Consider the following 20,774-nt stretch of genomic DNA (forward strand, 5'->3'; position numbering starts at 1 on the left):
GCATACAAGATTTTAAATAGCTCTTAAAATAAATCATCTACTTTTCACTTTGTACTTATTCGTAACATTGATATAATGGTGAGAACATAGTTTTCATTATATCACTCGAGGGGGCTTTCATAATGACATTAAATAAAGCACTTACTATCGCTGGTTCTGACACAAGTGGCGGTGCTGGTATACAAACAGATTTAAAAACATTCCAAGAACTGGGCGTATACGGAATGACATCTCTTACAACAATCGTAACGATGGATCCACATAACGGTTGGGCACATAACGTATTTCCAATCCCAGCTTCTACATTAAAACCACAATTAGAAACAACAATTGAAGGTGTTGGCGTAGACGCTTTAAAAACAGGTATGCTTGGATCAGTAGAAATTATTGAAATGGTTGCAGAAACAATCGAAAAGCACAATTTCAAAAATGTAGTAGTTGACCCTGTTATGGTATGTAAAGGTGCTGATGAAGCATTACATCCTGAAACGAATGATTGCTTACGTGACGTTCTTGTTCCAAAGGCATTAGTTGTAACACCAAACTTATTTGAAGCTTACCAATTAAGTGGCGTAAAAATTAATTCTCTTGAAGACATGAAAGAAGCAGCGAAAAAGATCCATGCTTTAGGTGCGAAATACGTCCTAATTAAAGGCGGTAGCAAACTTGGTACGGAAACTGTAATTGACGTCCTATATGATGGAGAAACATTCGACCTTCTAGAATCAGAAAAAATTGATACGACAAATACACACGGCGCAGGTTGCACATATTCTGCTGCAATTACAGCAGAACTTGCAAAAGGAAAACCTGTGAAAGAAGCAGTAAAAACTGCTAAAGAATTCATCACAGCTGCTATTCGTTACTCATTCAAAATTAACGAATACGTAGGTCCAACTCACCATGGTGCATATCGTAAATTTGTTGTATCAAAAGAACTTGTCTAATATATAAATAAAAAACACTCACAAAGTTCATACATTGCCTCTGTGAGTGTTTTTTATAAGCTTTATATCTTCTGGTCATCTTATCTTTAAGATACAGAGCTGACCTTATTTCTACCATTTCGTTTCGAGTAGTATAACGCATCATCCGCCGCTTGAATAAATTGCTCCGGTGATTCTTCATATTCTGAAACCCCCACCGAAACTGTAATTTTTATTTTCGTTTCATCTAACAATTGAAATGAGTGACTTTCAACAGCTGTACGAATTTGCTCGCCCGTAAGAATTCCGTAAGCTAATCCCTTATTCGGTATCAAAAGCGCAAACTCCTCTCCACCCTTTCGAAAAGCCAAATCTGGAAATTGTGAAGTTTCTCGTAAAATACATCCTACTTGTTTTAGCACTTCGTCCCCTGCAGGATGCCCGTACGTATCATTTACATACTTAAAGTGGTCAATATCTATAAGTAGTAAACAAAACGAATCATTTTTCATGTTCTTATTACTAATATGACGATTCATCTCTAAATCAAACTGTCTTACGTTTCTTAAACCTGTCAATGCATCTATCGTTGCGTATTGTTTCATCTTTTGAAATAACTCATTGGATTGTAAAACATAATTTGCACTTATGAATGTTATGTAACCTGTAATAATACTAGAAATTAAATATAATCCCACTATGTGGATCTCTTTAATTAACCATATATATAACGCTGGGATTAGAATAGATAAAATATATGTGTGTAACCATACCCACTTTCCCCCTAAAGAAAGCTTCATGCGCGAAATAAAGATACTCCCTATTCCTATCGCAATGATTGTATAAAAAGCCACTTGAGAAGCTAATGAATAATCCATAAACAACAGCCTAGTTACTAAAATCATACCAATTGTTATGGTACTCGCTATCGGTCCTCCAATAATAACAGCTAGAATAACAGCTAAGTAGCGTAAATCCAATAGAATGGTACCAACACGAACACTGAAATACATTAATACTATACCTAGTATCCCAGTAAAAATGCCTACTACACATTTCTGCCCAAAAGAGAATCCTTCTTTTAACGGCTTATCCCTTAAAAGCTGACCTCCAATAAAAATAAAGGAAAGAATAATTGTTGTATTTACAAATAAGTCCCTTAACATAAAATAATCTCCCTACTTTTCCATCTATCCCCTTCCTCACCTTATTGTATACGAAATACCTTTAATCCCCAAATATTTTGTTTATTTTTGCTGTTCCACGTGAAACAGCAAAAAAATAAAAAGGGCGAAAACTCGCCCTTTTTCATTAACAACAGCGTGATATTTTTCCACCCTTTGCATTAAATCTTGCTTCTTGTGCCTCAGCAAAAAATTGCTTTTGACATACAACCTCTTCTTCAGGATGATGCTTTTTCATATGCTCCACATATACTTCATAACTTGGTACCCCAACGAGCAAACTAATAAAGCGTTTTCTTTCACCCCATACTTGCCACAACTTTTTAAGCATAGTTCCTCGACTCACTTTCATCTCTAGGAATATATGGTGCCTCTTTTAACGGCATTGGCTTATTTCTTAATACTTGGATCCAAATTCGAAGTGCTGAAATTAACACAGCGATTACAACTATCATAAAAATTCCGCAAAGCGCAGCATCGATATAATCATTGAAAATAATTTGCTTCATTTGAGCAACATTTTTTGCTGGCGCTAACACTTTTCCCTCATCTAATGCTCCCTGAAATACCTTTGCATGCGATAGAAATCCAATTTTAGGATTTTCATGAAATAGCTTTTGATATCCCGCCGTCATCGTTACAATCAGCAACCCGACAGTTGGAATAAGTGTTACCCAAACGTACGCCTTTTTTCCCATTTTGAACAACATTGTCGTTCCAAGTAACAATGCAATACCTGCTAGCATTTGATTTGCAATACCGAAAAGTGGCCATAATGTATTAATTCCACCGAGCGGATCTATTACCCCTTGGTATAAGAAATATCCCCACCCTAATACACATAATGTTGTAGCGATTACATTCGCTAATGTAGAATCCGTTTTCCCAAATGGCTTATATATACATGCCCTAAAATATCTTGAATCATAAATCGGCCGACACGCGTTCCGGCATCAATTGTTGTTAAAATGAATAGAGCTTCAAAGAGAATCGCAAAATGATACCAAAATGCCATCATGGCTGTTCCACCTATTACTTGTGAGAAAATATATGCCATACCTATCGCTAATGTTGGCGCACCACCTGTACGTGATAAAATTGTTTGCTCTCCAACATTTACAGCGAGATCTTTTAGTTCATTTGGTGTAATAGCAAATCCCCATGAGGAAATAACTTGAGCTGCCTGCGAAACATCTGTACCGATAAGTGCTGCGGGGCTATTAATTGCAAAATACGTTCCCGGTGTTAATACACAAGCCGCAATCATCGCCATCGCTGCTACAAACGACTCCATTAACATTGCTCCATAACCGATTGGCTGTGCGTGTCCCTCTTGCTCGATCATCTTCGGCGTCGTACCTGATGAAACGAGAGCATGGAATCCAGACACTGCACCACAAGCAATAGTAATAAATAAGAACGGGAATAAGTTTCCAGAAAACACAGGACCAGTTCCATCAACAAATTTCGAAACTGCTGGCATTTGTAAATCTGGTGCTACAATTAAGATACCGATTGCTAACCCTACAATTGTTCCGACTTTTAAAAATGTACTTAAATAATCACGTGGTGCTAAAAGCATCCAAACTGGTAATGCCGATGCGATAAATCCATATATAATAAGCATAATAGCAATTGTTTCACCACTAAATGTGAACATACTTGCAAGTGTTGGATTTTCTGCTACATACTGTCCTCCAACAAGAGATAAAATAAGTAGAATAATACCAATTACTGATCCTTCTCCAACACGACCAGGCCTAATATAGCGCATATAAACTCCCATTAAAATAGCGATAGGAATCGTTGCTGCTATCGTAAACATTCCCCAAGGACTTCCGATTAGTGCCTTTACTACGACTAACGCTAATACTGCTAATAAAATAATCATAATTCCTAAAATACCTATCATTGCAATTAGTCCTGTAACAGGTCCAATCTCATCTTTAATCATTTCTCCTAACGATTTACCATTACGTCTCATCGAAGCTAATAAAATGACAAAATCTTGGACAGCCCCCGCAACAACTACCCCAACAATAATCCAAATGGTTCCTGGTAAATATCCCATTTGTGCTGCTAAAATCGGTCCTACTAAAGGTCCCGCCCCAGCAATCGCTGCAAAGTGATGTCCAAACAATACCCACTTATTTGTTGGAACATAGTCTTTCCCATCGTTTAATGTATGGGCTGGTGTTTGCCGATTATCATCTAAATTAAAAACCTTTCTCGCTATAAATCTACTATAAAAGCGGTAAGCAACTGCATATACACATACGGCAGCTACTAAGAGCCATACAGCATTAATGGTTTCACCTTGTGATAAAGCTATTACCCCAAAAGCACCTGCTCCTACTGCTGTAATAACGCCCCAAAGTAAGATCGATTTCAATGTCTTCACATACAATTCCCCCAATACTATTTCTTAGTGGAGATTGCACTAAATTTTCTGAATATTTAATTTGAATCCTCCCTATCATGAAGGATTTTCAGTTTATCATGTTAAAATACTCTCATTACCTACTATAATTCAATGTTATTTCGAAGGCGTTTTACATAATTACGACTGACTGGAATCGGTTGCTCATCATACCTATCTAAATACAAATTATACGTGCCATTATAATAAGGTTTCAGTTCTTTTACATATGACATATTAATTAAATAGCTTTTATGTACACGTAAAAAATCATATGCATTTAGCTTATTTTCTAATTCCTGAAGTGTATATGTTGAAATATACTGATTATTCGTTGTGTAAATTGAAACAGTTTTATTTTCTTTATTTTTACTTACATATACGATATCTTCTGGGAGAATATATCGTATACCCTCTTGACTTTCTATCGGTAGTTTCCGCAAATAACTCTTTGCTTTCTCACCTTGTTCTTTACCTATTTTATATAAAAGAAATTGTAAATCTTCTTCACGAAATGGTCGCAATAAATAATAAAATGCTTGGAAACGAAAAGCTGTAATAGATTCTTCTATGTTTTCACCTACAAAAATAAATTTTGTATAGCAATTTATTTCTCGTAATAAACTTGCATATTCAAAACCAGTACCATCTAGTAATTTGGAACTTAAAAAAACAAAGTCTGGTATATGTTTTTTCATCATAAATAAAGATTCTGTTCCTGTCTTTGCTTCAAAACATTCTACATTTCTCATATTTTCAGTGAAATTTTCAGCTAACTCTCTTCTCTCTTCTGCCTCTTCCATGATCAGTAAAATTTTCATTTCTTCAACCACCTAATTCTTTGTCCATATGTCCTGTTGTATACATTCGCTTTTATAAGAAATAATCCCTTTTTCTTACTATACCATTATTTATCTAAAAAAACAGAAAAAAGGAAACCACTTCGGTTTCCTCTCCTCTTTTATCCCCTACTAACTGCCTATAAAGAGCCGAGTAGTGTAGGATAATAAACGGTCAGGGATACGTTTAAATTTTCACTTTATACTAATTCTCGTTGCTTCGTTTCCTGTCCAAGTATTATTACAGCGAATACACCAATTAAAATTGATCCACAGAAAATCGTAAATATTAATGATAGTGAAGCTTCTGAAGCAACTAAATATCCCACTAATAGTGGCCCAAGAATACCACCAATACGACCAAATGCTGCTGCCATTCCTGCACCTGTACCACGAATAACCGTTGGATACTGCTCAGGTGTATAGGCGTATAATGCTCCCCAAGCACCTAAGTTAAAGAAGGATAGTAACATACCTGCCACGATTAATACTGTTAATGAATCCGCAACCCCAAACAAATAAGCACTGCAAGCTGTCCCGATTAAATACGTAACCAAAACAAATTTACGACCGAGACGTTCAATAAACCAAGCAGCTGTGAAATATCCTGGAAGTTGAGCTAATGTCATAATAAGTACGTATTGAAAACTTTTTATTAAACTAAATCCTTTTAGCACCATTACACTCGGTAACCAAAGGAACATTCCATAATAGGAAAAAACAACACAAAACCATAGAATCCATAGCATAATTGTTGCTTTACGATATTCCCCAGACCAAACTGATTTTATATTTTCAATAACAGATGGCCTTTTTTCAACTTTTTGGAACCTTGGGGAATCCGGTAAATTCCATCTTAAATATAAAGCATATAATGCTGGAACTGCACTCAATACCATCGCAACTTCCCAACCATATTTAGGAATAACAAAATACGAGATAAGAGCTGCAATTAGCCATCCACCTGCCCAAAAACTTTCTAATAACACAACAATTTTCCCACGCTCATGCGCTTCAACACTCTCTGATACTAGTGTAGAGGCAACCGGAAGCTCTCCGCCAAGCCCCATACCAATTAAAAAGCGTAAAACGAGAAACATCGCAAGTGTTGTTGTTAATGCAGTTAAACCACTACCGATAGAAAATAATAATAATGTAATAATAAAGACTGATTTTCGCCCTATTTTATCTGATAGTATCCCAAAAATAAGCGCTCCTACTGCCATACCGATTGAGTTAATACTGCCTATCCAGCCCATTTCTTGCGTACTTAATCCCCAATCCTTTTGCAAGGCTACCATTACAAATGAAAGCATTCCAACATCCATTGCATCAAATAGCCATCCAAGCCCAGCTATACCAAGTAGTTTGCGCTTCGAAATTTCTTTTACCTTGCCCACTAGAAGTCCTCCTCACACAGGTGTCTTTACACATCATTTTACATGTGTGAATTGTATAAGTAAAATACTTTTGTGTAAAAAATTCTCCTTCATCATTCCCAAAAAGTAAAACGTCTATCCCGATTGGTGAGAGCTAATAATCAGTGGGGATGCCTCACTGATTAAAGTTTCAATTTATTAAAAATGAACAAATAAAAAAAGCAGCGATATTTCGCTACTTTTTCGAACGCATTACTTCTTTTAAAAATTCCGCTAATACTAACTGACGACGCCAGCGTGTCGGATTACTGCATAATCTATAAAACCACTCTAAATGAATCGCTTGAATCCATTTTGGTGCACGTTTTACCTCTCCAGCCCATACGTCTAAACTTCCACCCACTCCAACAGCCATTTTCGTTTCTAAACGATGCTTATTGTTTTGGATAAAGTTCTCTTGTCCCGGGAAACCAAGTGCAACAAGTAATAAATCTGGTTTTGCTTCTTGAATGCGAGAAATAATATTCTCTTCGTCTTCTTGTTTAAAATAACCATCTTGTATACCAGCGATGGATACAGCTGAATATGTCTTTGTTAAATGATCTGCTGCAGCTTGTACAACATGCGGCTTTGCACCTAATAAGAAAACAGATACCGGCTTACTATCTTCTGATAACTTCGCAAGTAAATTACACATTAAATCAAAACCTGCTACACGTTCTTTTAAAGGTGTACCAAGCATGCCGCTTGCCTTTACAACCCCAATACCATCAGGTGTAATTAAATCTGTATTCAATAATGTTTGATAGAACTTTTCATCCTTTTTTGCGCACATAACAATTTCAGGGTTTGCTGTTACTACCTGAAACGTATGAGTTCGCTCCGCTTCTAGTTGTTCTTTTAAATATTGGACCGTTTCATCCATTGTCATTGTAGAAAAAGGAACGCCTAGAATATCAACTGTTTGTACTGCCATAGTTAACTATCCTCTCTATCATTACAAGTTTTTCGCTATTAATTGCTTATATGTTTCCTTTGTATCTTCATATAGTTTTTGAAGTGAGAAGTTCATAGTAGCATGCTCATAAATATGTTTACCCATTGCTGCTAACTCTCCAGTTTTCCACTTATCATACGCTTCTTCTAAAGCTAATGCTAATGTCTTTCCATCACCTGTCGGCACAATCCATCCGTAAGTTTCATCTACGATTAATGGTTCAATTTCTCCAGCCCTAGTCACAATTGATGGTACGCGTTGATTTGCCGCTTCTAATAAAACTAGTGGGAACCCTTCACTATGGGAAGTTAATAAATTTACATGTGACGACGCAAATAATTGTTTTACATCTTGACGATGTCCTAAAAACTCTACTTTATCGTTAATCCCTTTTTCAGTAGCTAATGACTTTAGATTTTCTTCTAATGGGCCATCGCCAACTAATAATACTTTAATTTTCTCTAATTTTGTTTGTTGTAACGCATCGAATAAAACTTCATGTCCTTTGACAGGATGTAATCGTGCTACTTGGATTGCCGTAAATACATCTTCATCAATATTGAACATTTCTTTTTTATTATAGCCTTTTGCTTTTTCCTTATCGTATTCAATTCCATTATAAATAACATGCATCTTTTCATTTGAAATACCTAATGCTGCCAGGCTTTTTTTCAATCTATTTGTTACAACGAAAAATAAGTCTATATTTTTTAAGGCTTTCAAATTTAATTTCGTAAAAATCCAACCTTTTAAGCCCTGTTTAGTAAAGTCTTGAAATGGATCACTATGAATAGTCGTTACCCATTTTGCCTTTATTCTCTTTTTCATTAAAGAAACATAGAAATTAGCCCTAGGGCCATGTGTATGAACTACATCAAATTTTTCTTTATTAATAAATTCACTTATATTCTTTAAAATGGATAAATCATAGCGCGATTTTTGTGAAAACACATGGACTTTTATCCCTAACTCCCTTGCTTCCTTCGCAACAATTCCATCTTCAAATACTGCTAATTCTACTTCACCAGTTGGAAACTGATCGAGAAGTGAAATAATATGTGTTTTCCCTCCCCCATCTTCTGCTCCTGCATTCATATGCAATATTCTCATATTTTTCCCTCCTTTAAATCCTCGCTACGTTTCCATCTATTTTTATTTTTATCATTCAATTTCTAGGTCTACTATTAGATAAGCTAACACCACTACAAAGTAAATCCCAACTCCTGGTGCTGTTAAAATATGTCCTGCAATATAAGCAATACCTAACGCTAACAATAAGCTTGCTGAAATCATTCCATATTTTATATTAAATATGTCCTTAAATCTCGTAGCAAATGCTAGTAGAATTCTTAGCCCGTAATAAACAAATGGAATCATTAGTAATACAAAGCCAATAATCCCGAAATCATAAAACCAATCATGGAAGTCCATTTCAATTAGTTTTGGATCTGGCTGCTTTTGTTCATTGTATTTAAAGTTACCTGCATAACCCATTCCTAATAACTTTTGTGACATTGGCGCTTCTTTAAAGAACTGCTTATGTCTTTCTTCATATACTTGACGTCCACTGAAAATAAGATTTTCTTGATTTTCTTTCTTTTGCTCTTTCTCAAGCTCTTTCTTAACTTCCTCTTCTATCTTCGCCTTTTCTTCTGGCTTTTCAACTTTATGATGATTTTCTTCTTTTGCTTTAAGTTCTTGCTCTTTTTTCAGCTTCTCTTTAATTTCTTTTTCTTTTTGACCTTGCTGTGCCACATTTTGCTCTGATAAATAATTATTGTGAATACCCATATTTTGTGCTAATGGCGTTTGTTTAAACGTTCCGACTACACCAGCTAATAGGACAATAGCAATTACTGCATTAAGTGCAAGGGATTTTTTGTTCGGATTTTTTCTATCAAATAATAATTGTAGTAAAATAATCCCGATTGCTGCCGCTAGCGTAGCACCAATTGAGCCCATTCCTACTTTTGTACCAACTTGAATTAGCGAATAAATCATTAAAAGTGATGGAATCCAATATAGAATGTGTTTCCAGCTCTTTGTTTTTTGAATAGAATATAGTACTACAATAGGGAAAATAATAGCTAAGATTGAACCTAGTTCATTCCCTGCATAGAACCAACCTCGAGAACCAACCTTCATCCATTCATAACTACCAAAGTCAGTAGATGTTGAAATAGAAATAACCATAATTGCGTTAATGATTAATGTAGAATATACAATACTATTTCGAACCTTATCACTAATATTAACTGTCTTTTTCAATGATTTTAAAGCTAAAATGTATGATCCCAGCATGATATATATATATAATGCTTTCGCAACGAATTTAACCTCTTCACTAAGTACAATAGGATCCTTAACTAGTTTGTTATTAATAAATCCTATCCCTAAAACTCCGGCTAACAATATAAGATAAATTAAAAACTTTCTATTTTCCTTCTCTTTTGCCTGAATTAAAATGTAAATACCACCAACAGCCATAATAAGGAATCTTACTAAAATTCCAACGGTAGCATTTGACTTTAATAAAGTGATGCTAAGAGACGTTAATAAATCTAAAACAGGCTGTAAAATAATAAAAAAGAGCAAAAAATGCTCAAATCTAACCCTAGCTTGATTTGCTAACATTCCAAGACCTCCATACAAAATCTTAACATTATCTTTTAATCATAATTTTTTATCATTCAAACACACCTAGCAATTATAACATAACTCATATTCAAATCGAGAACTATTTTTCCAGCTAAAACTAGCCAGGACAAGTATTAATCAGTAATAGAAATTATCGTCCTTTAGCTATACTCCCCTATTTTTATAAAATCTATCTAACAACCATCCCCTTATTTTTGTCAGTATATAAATATTTTTTTATCATTTTATACAAATATAAATAACCTACCTATAATTGTAATGTTTTACCAAATAAACAACATCAAAAAATGTAAAATTAATCTTTTCATATCTTTTTCAAATTACTTTATGGCTATTTTCCAAACATTTTCAAACGCTTTCTTTATGAATTTTATCCGTTTTTCTACATGTAGCGAAAAGTAATTGTTATTTCCAATACTTTAGTGTATATTTTTTCTCTGGAACATCTTTAAGAGGAAGGGATTAAGGCCATGTTATTAATCGATATATTTACGTTTCTTGGCATTATCGCCGCTGCCATTTCTGGTACATTAGTTGGTTTAAAAAAAGATTTAGATTTATTTGGTGTCCTTTGTTTAGCTGTAGCTACTGCGCTCGGCGGCGGTATTATTCGTGATATCATGATTGGTAACCTGCCCCCTGTCGCATTTGTAAAACCCATTTACTTTTTCGTAAGTGTATTATCAGCATTATTTACTTGTATGTTTTTTGAGCGCATCAATAAACTTCAAGTCGTTATTATGCTTTCTGATGCTGTTGGCTTAGGTGTTTTTACAGCTATTGGTGCAAATGCGGCAATGTCACATCATGTTGACGCCTCATTTCTAGTTGTTTCAATGGGAGTCATTACAGGTATTGGAGGCGGTATTTTGCGTGACATTTGTGCTCAAGATATCCCTTACGTATTCCGAAAAGAGATTTACGCAATCGCTTCTATCTTAGGAGCAATTAGCTTCCTAATCACACACGCTATGGGGGCGCACGTGTTAGCTTTCTATGTTTGTTTATTAGTAACATTCATTATTCGTGTCGTCACTGTAATATATAATGTTCATTTCCCTGTTTTCTTTAAAACACATGCTAAAATTAATAAAGGCCATTAAGAGAATTCTAGATAGAATTCTCTTAATTTATATACTATTCAACGAACTAATATAGAGTAATTATATATAAGCATATATAATTACTCTATATTAGTTTTAAAATTGAAAACGTTTTATATACAGGGGGAAGAATGATGCTTGGGGTTTTCAAAAAAAATATTAATAAAACAAATGCCAGTATAATCGAATTAAGTAAGGACCAACAAATAACTTTTAATGTCCCTACTAATTCTGAATTAAAAATTCAAATGGATATGCTACATATTTCAAAAGAAGATTTACAAGTTGTAAAAGTACTACAGCCTTTTATTTATGCAGAAATTGATTGGATTACTGAAAAATTCTATGCCAACATTACAAAACAACCTAATTTAATTACTATTATTGAACGTTACAGCTCTATTCCAAAACTAAAACAAACTTTAAAAACACATATTAAAGAATTATTCAGCGGCAATATGCATGAAGATTTTATTGAACAGCGTGTTAGGATTGCCAAAAGGCATGTACAAATTGGTTTACATCGAAAATGGTATACTGCTGCTTATCAAGAATTGTTCCGCTCTATCATGAAGATTTTGCAAACCAAAATAACAACAATCGATGATTTTTCCTATTCTATAAATGTTATAAATAAATTATTTACTCTTGAACAAGAACTTGTTCTTGCAGCTTATGAATCTGAATATGAAAGAATGCAAAAAGAGCATGAGAAAGAAAAAGAACTAACTGCTATGACAATTACGCATATCGCAACAGAACTAGCTGCTGTATCTGAAAAAACAAGCTCTTCTATTCAAAAACTAACCGCCAAATCTGAAACTATTGTAGAGATTGCTAAAACAGGTACATCATTAGCTACAACATCTGAAGAAAAAGCCAATAAAGGGAAAGAACAATTAAACCAGCAAAACAAACGAATGGGATCTATTCAAATGAATATGGAAACGATTATTACAGATACTCATGAACTCCTTAATATTTCTAACAAAATTAATGAAATCATAGATATTGTTAAATCGATTGCGGAGCAAACCAATTTACTCGCACTAAATGCAGCTATCGAGTCTGCACGTGCTGGAGAATTTGGGAAGGGGTTTTCTGTTGTTGCTGGTGAAATTCGGAAATTATCAGAGCAAACGAAAGAATCTATATTTAACGTTACAAAGCTCGTTGAAAAAACAAATGAACAAATTACCCGTGTCTCGTCTTCCGTGAAACAAATTAGCTCTCTCGTATCGGAAGGAACGGATAGTATGTCAGCAACAGATCGATACTTCCAAGAAATTGTAAAAGATATGTCTAACTCAAAAGAACAGAATAAGAAAATTGAACACGAGCTACAAGCTATTTCACAAGTAATGAAAGGAATTCAAGATGATTCCTCACAAATGGCTCTAACAGCCGATAATTTACAACTAGAACTAAATCGATAAGATAAAGTGAAACTTTAATCAACGGGGGTTTTGTTTATCCCCCGTTGATTATCAGCCCTCACCAATCGGGCTTTTACGGGCAGCCCGCCCCCCACCTAACTTCTTTGCTTTCGCTAATTTTGAGGTGGGGGTCTTACTGCCTGGAAAATAGCGGGATCAAATTCAAGTCAGGCATACTTTTCATCTGCACTGACTACTAAATTTCATCTTCCATCAAAAAAAGAATCCAGAATGGATTCTTTTTATTTTCTGAAAAATATTTTTTGACAATACACATAACTCATATAAACACCAAAGCTCTGCAAAATGAACAATGCCGGCATAATTACATTGTAATATGCCATATCTACTTGAAAGAGCTTTAACAATACGTAGCCACTAATTAAAAATAAGAACAACATATATCCCTCATTTTGTTGTTTCTTAATAAGGAAGTGTAATAGAGCTATAGTCATAAACAATGTTACGGCTATATATATCAGTTTTTCACATTTGAAAAGAATAGAATTTACCCCTTCATCTGAAAACTGATTTATCATCGGCTCTAAAAGTTTAAATCTTTCTCCCTCAATCTCTTTTAACTTTTGATCAATATGCTCTGTTACACTTTGATTTTTCGATATTTTTTCTTCATGTTGCGTCTTTCCAATTAAAACAGATTGAACATACGTCTCATTTGAAATCGTATATTGTGACAATCCCATTGCCTTAATTCCATAATTCACACTAAAATGGGCACTATAAAATAGAATGAGTATCCCTATCATTTTTAGTAACACCTTTTGTTTCGTTGCTGATTGAAATACTTCGATTAATAATACATATACCGTAATAAAAATAGGAAGAAATAATCCCATTGGGAAAACCATATTACTAAATGCAAATAAAATCGCTGAAAACACCCACATATAAGGATGATCTAATCCTTTATATAAAAGTATGTAACAAGCAAAATAAAATAAAAATATTGCAAGTGATTCAGGAGTTAATACGGAACTCATGAATATATTTGGAATATACAGAGCATAAAAGATAGAAGCAATACGACCGCATTCTTCTCCAAAAACCATTCCCGCAATACGATAAATAAACAATGCTGTTCCTGTGCAAAATAGCACATTAAATAGTTGTAAAGCGAATAATGAATCACCAAATATACGAATAATTACCGACTCATATATAATAAAAGGCAAATGAGTTACAGTCCCTATATTATTACCAATTGCAATCTGCTTTGCAGACTCATACATCACTTTCATATCACCAATTATTGGAGCATCTACAAATAACAGCATACTAACCCTCACAACTATAGATATACTTATAAGAAAAATAAGAAATTGTTTATCTGTAAAACGATATTGTAGAATTGATGCCACTAACAAAATAAGTATGACGAAAATTGCTAATATGATTGTTACACTTGTTGTACTTCCTCCAAAAAATTGCTTACTTGTCTCAAATGCTGCCCAACAACTATAAACAAAAAATGCGAGCATCGCACCGATTGTAATTTTATTGAAGAAAGATGAAAAATTTGTTTGTATATGATTCATATGTCCATTGCACCTCTATTTCCATTCATAACAAAACGATTCTATCATGAATGGGTACACGGCTGATAGGGAATTTCTATGACAAATACATAGTCATTACTTTTTACTTGCAATGTAAGCGAATCCTCTTTTACACTACATTTTAGATAAAATAAATTTTCTTTCAGTTACATGAATACAAATACAGAAGTTTAAATAATCCTCTTTTGGAATACACTTTACTTCATTAAATATCTAATATGAGTAATCTGCTTACACATATTATTCTGATTGAAAACAGACTATAGGGGCTGAATATATGGAAAAGAAATTCATGCGAGAATCTAAAGCAATTAAGACAACACGTGTTTTTCCTAACGATTTAAATAATCACCAAACACTTTTTGGAGGGAAATTATTAGCAGAAATTGATAGTATTGCTTCAATTGCGGCTGCAAGACATAGTCGTAAACATTGCGTAACAGCATCTATTGATTCAGTTGATTTTTTAACTCCAATTCACCAAGCTGATTCTGTTTGTTATGAAGCATTTGTATGTTATACAGGGAAATCTTCAATGGAAGTTTTCGTAAAAGTAATCGCAGAAAACTTATTAGCAGGCGAGCGTAGAATTGCTGCTACTTGCTTCATTACATTTGTGGCAATAAAAGATGGAAAACCTTCATCCGTACCACAAGTACTTCCTGAAACTGAAGAAGAACATTGGTTACACACAACCGGTTTAGAACGCGCGGAAAACCGAAAAAAGGGACGTTTAAAAAGTAAAGAGATGGCTGAAGTTTTAACTTTAAGTAAGCCATGGAATATATAATACGATACTCTCACTTCATACATGCACAGGTTTATTTCATCCTTGCATGTATTTTTTATTGTAAAAAATTCCACCTCTTATCTTTTATTTACTGTTTGCCTCCTAAAATAATCCACCAGTTTTTCCTTTATTTTGCTATACTATTAATGGTATATTAGATAAGGTTCGTTTAAAAATAACTATAATATAATTAAGTATATAAGGGATGGTGCGATAATGTCTATTGAGGTACCAATTTCAATACCAAAAACGTTAATTATTATTCCTGCGTATAACGAGGAAGAAGCAATTGCAGATACATTAACAAGATTATTAAAACTAAAACAGCATTTTACAGAATTAAGCATTTGCGTTATTAATGATGGATCACATGATAAAACAGCTCAAATCGTAAATGATTTTCCTGTTCACCTTGTGAACTTACCATATAACCTAGGTATTGGCTCAGCTGTACAAACTGGATATAAATACGCATATGAGAACGGATATGATATTGCGATTCAGTTCGATGCTGATGGACAACATAATCCAGATGATTTATATAAAATAATAAAGCCAATCGCTGAAGATGAATGCGATATGGTGCTAGGGTCACGTTTTACAGAAAAAACAGCATATAAAGGTAGTATTTCCAGAAGGATCGGTATTTTTTATTTTACTGCCCTATTGAAAGTACTAACAAAACAAACATTTATGGATCCAACTTCTGGATATCGTGCTATCAATCGAGAAGTAATTAAAATTTTTGCACACAACTATCCAAAAGACTATCCAGAACCAGAAGTTCTTATTCATTTAAAAAAGAAAAAACTTCGCATTAATGAAATATCTGTAAATATGCAAGAGCGTCAAGGGGGACAATCTTCTATCACACCTCTTAAATCTGCATATTACATGATTAAAGTAAGCCTTGCTATATTGATGCAAAAAATTGTGAAAGGTTGATAATAAATGCCTATAATTACCTTTTCATTTATCTTCATTCTATTATTATTTTTATTAATTATTAATTCCATTCGTCGTGGAGCTTTAGAAACTAAATATGCTATTTTATGGATTTTTGTTTGTGTTGCAATGGCTATTTTAAGTTCTACTGAAAAAATTATAAATTGGATTGGCCAACTATTACACGTAGAATATCCTCCATCTGTTTTATTCTTATTTGGACTATTATTCTGTTTCATATTAATTTTTGACTTAACAAGAAAAATTTCTAAATTACATCATCAACTTGTAACGTTAACGCAAGATTATGCGTTATTAAAGCAAAAATTAAAAGTAACGCAACCTGAAACCGATAAAGAATAGTTTTCTATTTAAATATCGATATATACAAAAAAACATCTTAATTTTTAAAAAAATTAAGATGTTTTTTATTGCAAACTATTTTTTTCTAATTAATAATTTACTAATTTTCATAACAGTTGCCACGATCCCAACTCCAATTATAATAAATAAGAATGGTATTAACGGTAATGCATATCGTTCATATGCAACATAAAAACATGTTAAAGCTGTTTGCAATAAAAGGATTGACCATAAAAATGTAGTCTCTCTCCACCTTTTTAAAAGGAAAATAAATGAAAGTACTGTACATATTAAAAACGTCGTCTTAATAAAATTATATATTTCATTCATATCCTTTGCAGAAACATTGAATACTTCAATATTATGCTCTATAGAATAATACGGTTTTTTCCAAAGAATTTCTGGCTTCAAAACTAAATAACTCTCTATCATAGATTCCTTATCAGTTTTCCACCATTCCTTCATTTTATCAATCGCTATTTTTTCTTCTAATTCCATAAATTCATGTGCTTCAAGATTAGGGTATTTTGCATGTAACTCTATTTCAAGTTCCCCCATATCCTTACCTTCTGGGTAACCTTTCCCTTGATACGTTCCAAGTAATAACGGATTCCCTGCCCCAGCAGTTAGTGGGATAAATTTATCAAATTGAATGTAATTGCGAGCCCACCATGGTCCAAGTACGATAAGTCCTATTCCTATGCTTATAATCGCTTGCTTCATCATAATACGGAATGGGTAGCGTTTCATTAAAAGATACCCAAATAGTAAGATTGGATATAAGGCAATTTGTACACGGAGGTACAGTGCTAAAAAGTAGAAAATTAATACAATCAGAAGATGTTTCGTTTTATGAGTATCAGCTAATTTTAAACTCCAATATACTAATCCTAATGAAAGGAATAGAAATGGTCCTTCTGTTAAAGTTAAATTTTCCATAACAATCTCTGGAGGATACACAGCTAATAAGAAAGCACCTATTAATCCTGCAGCAGAATTCAATAAATAAGTACCAATCTTATAAGTTAGCAAAATACTAAGTACCCCTAATAGGATAATAATTAATTTTGCTACAAAAAGACCTTCACTGCCATTTCCAAAAAAATAAAATACAACAGCTAATAAAGCTGGAAAACCCGGCATAATATGAATCGTTGGTTTATCTGGTTCATGATATGTTAACATCCCTGTTTCCAATAAAATATTTGCCGTTTTTTGATAACCTATATCATCGCTAGCTATAGATAGATCTGCACCATGTGTTTGTAAAGTTGCAAAACGAAGTGCAAAACCGACTATCATAATAATCCCTAAAAGGATTATATTAGATTTGCGAGTAAATCGCCCTAACATCTCATCTTCTCCCTTCAGATACATAATTTTCAAAATATATTTCTATATTTTTACAACACAATACGTTCTATAATAAATACTTTTTATACAAAGTACAACAATAGAAAGTTGATTTACAAAGTTTATATGCGTTAAACTTATACAGATGTTCTTGTAATCTTCTTCCTTCCAAAAGGCTTGTATATATGATGCAAGACATAAAAAACTTGAGGAGATAAAAATTCTATGATGGAACAAAAGCAACTTGTTTCTGTTGTCATACCCCTGTATAACACGGAAAAATATATTGAAGAAACGATGCAGTCAATACTAGATCAAACATATAAAAACATTGAAATTGTAATTGTAGATGATGGAAGTAAAGATCAATCACCTTCTATTGTGAAAAACCTTGCTGAAAAATACCCAGGGCAAGTAAAATACGTTCATCAAAAAAACCAAGGTGTTTCGGTAGCCCGTAATACAGGTATCGAAAATGCTAGCGGAGAATATATCGCTTTCCTTGATAGTGACGACTTATGGCATCCAACTAAAATTGAGAAACAAATCGAGAGTATGCATAAAAACAACATGGACGCGTGCTATTGTGGTTATATGAATTTCTACGAAGAAACAGGCGAAAAGCTTGAGCATACAACAAACTTTATTAAAGGTGATATGGCAAAAGCATTCCTAACACATCAAGTTGTTGCTCAAACAAGTACTTGGATTTTCAAACGATTCATCGTAATGGATCATAACATTCGTTTTACACCAGGATGTAGTTGGGGAGAAGATTTAGAGTTTTTATTTAAACTTATGAGTTTGACAAATGTATGTTATGTCGATGAATACTTAACTTATTATAGAATCTTATCAGAAGGAAATCTTTCTTCTAAGTATAAAGATTATGAATTAAAAACAACAAAAGAGCTAGAAGTATTCAATCGTATGAAAGATTGGGTACATAATAAATCTCAAGACTTCATTACGAAAGACCCTCAGTCACTGATTGAGATTCTTGAGACTTATTTATTCCCTTATACAGTCATCAATAACGCTTGTATATATATTAAAGAAAACTCTCGATTAGATAAATCACAAGTTCAATTAATCAAAAAAGATATAAGGAAATATTGCCGTAAAATCTATTCAAAGAATGGAAAGCGTAGTAAAAAACTATATGCAATGCTTTGGTTTGTACGAATTAAATTTCTGTTTTCTTAAACTGAAAATATAACGATACTCTCTCTTTCTGTGAACAAATTAAATTTACAAATAGGACAAACTAACCGGGTCCTAAAGAATAGAAAGGTCTTTTCTCATGAAAACAAATAAAATTCTAAAAAACGCATCCTACCTCTTTGTAGGAAACATTACTGTCCGCTTTGTACTGGCTATTGCAACAATTTTCTTTGCAAGATATGTTTCTCCAAGTGATTACGGTATGTTTACAACTGCGTTAGCAGTTTCAGCTGTTATTTGTTACTTTACAGATGCAGGTTTAACACATACGTTTATGCGTGAAGGAACGAGAAGCGATGCTAATATTAGTGTGCTAATAAGTAGTTATTTACGTATTCGTTTAATATTAGCTATCGTAATTTCTGTACTTTTCGCTATTTTTGCCCAGTTCTTCTATCCCGATGCTTACTTACGTGCGATGGTATATTGGGTTGTCCTACCAACAATGTTCGGAGCAACCTTACAAGGTGTTGGTATGGCTTACTTCCAAGTAACAGAACGCATGCAATTTACAGCTATTATTTCTGTACTACAAGGTGTAACGGCTGCTGCTGCCCTATTACTAGGGATGTCTTTCCAATGGTCACTTATGATGGTTGCTGCCATGTACGGGGTATCTAGTCTTGTAACAGGTGTTATCGCCTTTATAATGACAATACGTTACACGAAAGTCCATAAGGGTTGGGATAAAGGCATTTTAGATCAACTACTTATTTTCACGATCAACGGAATCATTATTATGCTCTTACCACAATTGGGCCCTATTATATTAGAAAAAGTTTCAACATATAAGCAAGTTGGATTCTTTGGTGCTGCATCTAAAATACCTGCTGTACTATATCAAATACCTGGAGTAATTGCAGCTGCTTTTTATCCAAGACTTTTTGCTTTTGGTAATGAGAAAAATATTGAAGAACATAGAAAATTATCAAGTTTTGAATTAAAACTTATGTCTTTTTTAGGAATGGGAATTTCTATCCCCTTTATTGCTGATCCAAGTTTCTGGATTGTTAGTTTATTAGGAGAAAAATACGCTCCCGCTGGTGACGCTCTTGCTATTCTAGCATTTATGGTTATTTTACAATCAATTAACTATCCACTAGCCGATAATTTAACAACGATTGGCCAGCAATGGAAACGTGCAACAACAATGACTATTGGATTAGTTGTTGCCATCATAGGTTATATTGTATTAGGTAGTAAATATGGAATGATGGGGGCAGCTGCCGCAGCCATCATTACCGAAATTACACTATTAATTGGATTTACCCTCTTTATTCGTAAAGGCATGCAATTATTAGTTAAAGGAATTATATTTAATTCCTTAGCCTTTATTATTAGTTACGGTATATACCGAATTGCATTAATCAACTTACCACCATTAGTTGCTTTAACTCTTACTGGTATACTATACGGTATAATCGGAATTGTAATTGATCCTCAAATACGTGGATTCGTTTTAGGATTTATAAAACAAAAGCTTATTCGCAAACATGCTTAAAAGCAAAAAGCTTTTCCTATTTAAAAATGGAAAAGCTTTTTGCTTTTTTATATACCATCATTTTTCTTCAGTAAAAAAAT

Annotated in this window: 17 protein-coding genes and 2 pseudogenes; 9 read left to right on the forward strand and 10 right to left on the reverse strand. The window is 33.6% G+C overall.

What is annotated here, in order from left to right; genetic code table 11:
- The first annotated feature begins 122 nt into the window (after nucleotides 1–122).
- The gene (gene pdxK, locus MR169_RS01065) at nucleotides 123–947 is read left to right on the forward strand and encodes a pyridoxine/pyridoxal/pyridoxamine kinase (RefSeq protein ID WP_242318765.1); all 825 of its coding nucleotides are present in this window, start codon (nucleotides 123–125) and stop codon (nucleotides 945–947) included.
- Nucleotides 948–1,033: 86 nt separating this feature from the next.
- Here pdxK and MR169_RS01070 read toward each other — a convergent pair whose 3' ends face one another.
- The 8 genes and pseudogenes from MR169_RS01070 to MR169_RS01105 all read right to left on the reverse strand — a co-directional run bounded on the left by MR169_RS01070 (nucleotide 1,034) and on the right by MR169_RS01105 (nucleotide 10,378).
- Nucleotides 1,034–2,092 (reverse strand): GGDEF domain-containing protein, encoded by a 1,059-nt coding sequence (locus MR169_RS01070; RefSeq protein ID WP_242318766.1) that lies wholly within the window; start codon nucleotides 2,090–2,092, stop codon nucleotides 1,034–1,036.
- Between the two features lie 145 nt (nucleotides 2,093–2,237).
- Nucleotides 2,238–2,441, reverse strand: coding sequence for a YbdD/YjiX family protein (locus MR169_RS01075; RefSeq protein ID WP_000914504.1), 204 nt, complete (start codon nucleotides 2,439–2,441; stop codon nucleotides 2,238–2,240).
- Nucleotides 2,434–4,511, reverse strand: a pseudogene (gene cstA, locus MR169_RS01080) (carbon starvation protein CstA). The gene MR169_RS01075 and the pseudogene cstA overlap by 8 nt, the downstream one beginning before the upstream one ends.
- Nucleotides 4,512–4,633: 122 nt before the next feature.
- Nucleotides 4,634–5,350, reverse strand: a complete 717-nt coding sequence (locus MR169_RS01085; RefSeq protein WP_000698256.1) for a LytR/AlgR family response regulator transcription factor — start codon at nucleotides 5,348–5,350, stop codon at nucleotides 4,634–4,636.
- Nucleotides 5,351–5,568: 218 nt separating this feature from the next.
- A complete protein-coding gene (locus tag MR169_RS01090; RefSeq protein ID WP_000521077.1) occupies nucleotides 5,569–6,768 on the reverse strand; it encodes an MFS transporter in 1,200 nt (399 codons plus the stop codon).
- A gap of 214 nt (nucleotides 6,769–6,982) precedes the next feature.
- Nucleotides 6,983–7,723: a WecB/TagA/CpsF family glycosyltransferase gene (locus MR169_RS01095; RefSeq protein ID WP_242318767.1), complete on the reverse strand. Its 741-nt coding sequence runs from the start codon at nucleotides 7,721–7,723 to the stop codon at nucleotides 6,983–6,985.
- A gap of 21 nt (nucleotides 7,724–7,744) precedes the next feature.
- Entirely contained in the window at nucleotides 7,745–8,854 is a 1,110-nt protein-coding gene (locus MR169_RS01100) for a glycosyltransferase family 4 protein (RefSeq protein ID WP_242318768.1), read from the reverse strand.
- A 51-nt stretch (nucleotides 8,855–8,905) separates the two neighbouring features.
- Nucleotides 8,906–10,378, reverse strand: a complete 1,473-nt coding sequence (locus MR169_RS01105; RefSeq protein WP_000880750.1) for an O-antigen ligase family protein — start codon at nucleotides 10,376–10,378, stop codon at nucleotides 8,906–8,908.
- 494 nt (nucleotides 10,379–10,872) lie between these two features.
- On the opposite strand from MR169_RS01105, the gene MR169_RS01110 reads away from it, so the two are divergent.
- The 3 genes and pseudogenes from MR169_RS01110 (at nucleotide 10,873) to MR169_RS28415 (ending at nucleotide 12,941) form a co-directional block, all read left to right on the forward strand.
- Entirely contained in the window at nucleotides 10,873–11,505 is a 633-nt protein-coding gene (locus MR169_RS01110; protein WP_000924369.1) for a trimeric intracellular cation channel family protein, read from the forward strand.
- 134 nt (nucleotides 11,506–11,639) lie between these two features.
- A pseudogene (locus MR169_RS28410) lies at nucleotides 11,640–12,185 on the forward strand (protoglobin family protein); the annotation flags it as partial.
- 54 nt (nucleotides 12,186–12,239) lie between these two features.
- A complete protein-coding gene (locus tag MR169_RS28415) occupies nucleotides 12,240–12,941 on the forward strand; it encodes a methyl-accepting chemotaxis protein (protein WP_370658441.1) in 702 nt (233 codons plus the stop codon).
- Nucleotides 12,942–13,183: 242 nt separating this feature from the next.
- On the opposite strand, the gene MR169_RS01120 is transcribed toward MR169_RS28415, so the two are convergent.
- Complete coding sequence (locus tag MR169_RS01120) at nucleotides 13,184–14,497, reverse strand: ArnT family glycosyltransferase (RefSeq protein WP_061655694.1); 1,314 nt, start codon at nucleotides 14,495–14,497, stop codon at nucleotides 13,184–13,186.
- 298 nt (nucleotides 14,498–14,795) lie between these two features.
- On the opposite strand from MR169_RS01120, the gene MR169_RS01125 reads away from it, so the two are divergent.
- From MR169_RS01125 to MR169_RS01135, 3 genes are all read left to right on the forward strand, one after another.
- On the forward strand, nucleotides 14,796–15,308 hold the full coding sequence (locus MR169_RS01125) for an acyl-CoA thioesterase (protein ID WP_000412120.1): 513 nt from the start codon (nucleotides 14,796–14,798) through the stop codon (nucleotides 15,306–15,308).
- 216 nt (nucleotides 15,309–15,524) lie between these two features.
- Nucleotides 15,525–16,253 (forward strand): glycosyltransferase family 2 protein, encoded by a 729-nt coding sequence (locus MR169_RS01130; protein WP_242318769.1) that lies wholly within the window; start codon nucleotides 15,525–15,527, stop codon nucleotides 16,251–16,253.
- Between the two features lie 6 nt (nucleotides 16,254–16,259).
- Complete coding sequence (locus tag MR169_RS01135; RefSeq protein WP_001121767.1) at nucleotides 16,260–16,616, forward strand: DUF2304 domain-containing protein; 357 nt, start codon at nucleotides 16,260–16,262, stop codon at nucleotides 16,614–16,616.
- Nucleotides 16,617–16,691: 75 nt separating this feature from the next.
- Here MR169_RS01135 and MR169_RS01140 read toward each other — a convergent pair whose 3' ends face one another.
- Nucleotides 16,692–17,969, reverse strand: coding sequence for a glycosyltransferase family 39 protein (locus MR169_RS01140; RefSeq protein WP_000901469.1), 1,278 nt, complete (start codon nucleotides 17,967–17,969; stop codon nucleotides 16,692–16,694).
- Nucleotides 17,970–18,194: 225 nt separating this feature from the next.
- Here MR169_RS01140 and MR169_RS01145 point away from each other — a divergent pair, with 225 nt between their 5' ends.
- Entirely contained in the window at nucleotides 18,195–19,175 is a 981-nt protein-coding gene (locus MR169_RS01145; RefSeq protein WP_000970518.1) for a glycosyltransferase family 2 protein, read from the forward strand.
- A 97-nt stretch (nucleotides 19,176–19,272) separates the two neighbouring features.
- Nucleotides 19,273–20,694: an oligosaccharide flippase family protein gene (locus MR169_RS01150; RefSeq protein WP_000856129.1), complete on the forward strand. Its 1,422-nt coding sequence runs from the start codon at nucleotides 19,273–19,275 to the stop codon at nucleotides 20,692–20,694.
- Nucleotides 20,695–20,774 lie beyond the last annotated feature (80 nt).

Source organism: Bacillus cereus group sp. BfR-BA-01349 (genome assembly GCF_022663795.1).
GTDB lineage: Bacteria > Bacillota > Bacilli > Bacillales > Bacillaceae_G > Bacillus_A > Bacillus_A cereus.